The organism is Bartonella sp. AD328YNZD, from assembly GCF_042196425.1.
In genome coordinates this window covers 1-2414 of record NZ_JBHIQG010000345.1, presented here as the reverse complement: position 1 = coordinate 2414, position 2414 = coordinate 1, and the positions used below count along the sequence as shown (strand labels likewise).

Genomic DNA, 2414 nt, shown 5'->3' with positions numbered 1-2414 from the left:
AGAATAGAATGTAAAAGAGCTGTTCCTGAAAGCCAAGGCATAAACGAAACATTTTCAACAGGATCCCAAAACCAGTAGCCCCCCCATCCTAGCTCATAATAAGCCCAATAAGAGCCAACCATAATACCCAATGTCAAAAAACACCAAGAAAGTAAAAGCCACGGACGAATCCCACGCGCCCAAATTCTATCAACATGTCCCATAATCAATGCCGCAACGGCAAAAGAAAAACAAAGTGAAAAACCGACATACCCTAAGTAAAGTAGCGGTGGATGAATTGCTAATGCGATATCTTGTAAAAGAGGATTGAGACCATTTCCCTGCAATGCTGGTGGATTTACGCGTAAAAATGGATTGGATACAAAAAGAATAAATAAAAGAAAAGCAGTTGTAATCCAACTTTGGCAAATTAAAACAAGCGTCTTAAAATCTTCTGGCAAATGTTGGTTAAAAAAAGCCATCAATGCACTAAAAAAAGCAAGACTTAAAACCCATAACAACATAGAGCCTTCGTGGTTGCCCCAAACACCTGTAATTTTATAGAGCATCGGTTTTTCTGAATGAGAATTCTCAACAACGTTCAAAACAGAAAAATCAGATACGACATAAGCATAAATTATCACTAAAAAAGATAAAAGCAGTAATGTAAAAGTGATATATGTTAGAGGAACAACTGTTTGCATTAACAAACGCTCTCTCCACCAAAAACCTAAAGCAGGTAAAAATGCCCCTAATAAGCTTACTGAAAATGCTGCAGCTAAAAAAATATGACCCAGTTCGACAAGCACAATCGAATTATTTCTCCATAATGTAATGTTTTTTCAAACGATCAGCTGTTTCTTTAGGCATATAAGTTTCATCATGTTTTGCTAAAATACGCATCCCAATAAAAAAGCCCTGTTTATCGAAATGCCCTTCTACGATCACCCCCTGACCTTCACGAAAAAGATCCGGTAAGGCACCATTGAAAACTACTTTCTCATGTTTTTTGTTATCCGTTACAAAAAAAACAACGCCTCTCTCTCCAACATATTGAACAGTTCCCTTTTCAACAAAGCCACCCAAACGCAAAGGGCGCCCCGTTAAAATATCTTCTCTTGTAATTTCAGAGGGCATTCTAAAAAAACTGACCGCATGACGCATTGCATACACTATGAGACTTGCTGCAATTGTCATAACCAAACAACATAATAATATGATCAGTAAGCGCTTTTTTTTTCGCTGCTCTAAAATAACCTTCAACGAAGTAGAACTTTTTAAAGATTGATTGTTCATAGACACTCTGCGAAAAAATTTTAAATACGTTATAATTAAGTATCAATATTTTATTTTTTAAGAGCTTTGCACATCTTCTACATAGGTGCAACTTTTTATCCAATCTCTCACCTTTGCTAATAAGCTTACCAATAGCTTTCTTACTTTTTTCACCAATTTTTATTTAATATATAACCACTTATATTGCGCTCTTTCCATTCTTCATTTCTGTTCTTTAATCGTCTCTACACATACCTTTCTCTTCTAGAATGCCCCCCTCTTTTATCTTCCTAAACAGCTTTTCTCTTTTATTTTCTCATCTCAATTGACGCCTATTCCTTTTCTTTGTATGGCCCACTCGATAAATCACGTAACTGAATCATCATTTTTTCAACACGTGATCGTCCTGAAAAATTTTCAGGCATTGTGTCAAGAAAGCTTTGTAAAAATTGCACTGCCTGCGCAGTTTTTCCTGCTTGATGCAATGCATCAGCCAACAATAAACGTGGATAAAAATCTGTTGGCGCTAAATCCGCTGCTTTTTGAAAAGCATTTTGTGCTTCTTGCGTTATCATGCCTCCTTCATAACCAACCAATGCTAAACCATATCCTACAAGCCTTGGAGCTGTCTCTCCATTCAAACGAAGTGCATCTAAATAAGCATTGACCGCCTCTTGAAAATGGCGCTCTTCAAGATAGCCTACCGCTAACGCATCTGCGAGCTTGCCATCACGAGGTGATCGGAAAAACAGCACTTGTAAGCGAACAAGCTTTTCTTGCTGACTTAGAATTTTAGGATCTTTATCCATTAATTCGCTAAAAAAATAGCTTTTCACTTCCGGATTACCTGTCAGCCCATAAATACTCCATGTGATGAGAAGAACAAATAAAACACTTAAGGCCTTAAGAATATTCCTTTTTTTATAATGCATATAAAGCTTGTTACACTCAATCGTATGCCTATGGCTTCTATCACCATCCATGGTTTGAACTTTTCCTTCTTTCTTTATCCTATCGTCAAAACGGAGTGAAAGAAAAAGAACACTTGCCAGAAAAGCCAGAAAAAATGCTGCAAAAATGAATAAGAGCATATCACTTTTTTCCAATACCAACAGAGAATCTCTCGCTTACCTTTTATCCTCTTCATAAGAAGAGTGATG

Annotated in this window: 3 protein-coding genes; all 3 read right to left on the bottom strand. The window is 36.8% G+C overall.

Going from position 1 to position 2414, the window contains the following annotated elements:
* Positions 1-788 (bottom strand): cytochrome c biogenesis protein CcsA (ccsA, locus tag ACFIO3_RS11585; RefSeq protein WP_375704498.1); only part of this gene is annotated, 788 nt, incomplete at its 3' end.
* Between the two features lie 7 nt (positions 789-795).
* Positions 796-1275, bottom strand: coding sequence for a cytochrome c maturation protein CcmE (gene ccmE, locus ACFIO3_RS11580; protein WP_375606368.1), 480 nt, complete (start codon positions 1273-1275; stop codon positions 796-798).
* A gap of 311 nt (positions 1276-1586) precedes the next feature.
* Positions 1587-2345 (bottom strand): tetratricopeptide repeat protein, encoded by a 759-nt coding sequence (locus ACFIO3_RS11575; protein ID WP_375607780.1) that lies wholly within the window; start codon positions 2343-2345, stop codon positions 1587-1589.
* Positions 2346-2414: the final 69 nt, after the last annotated feature.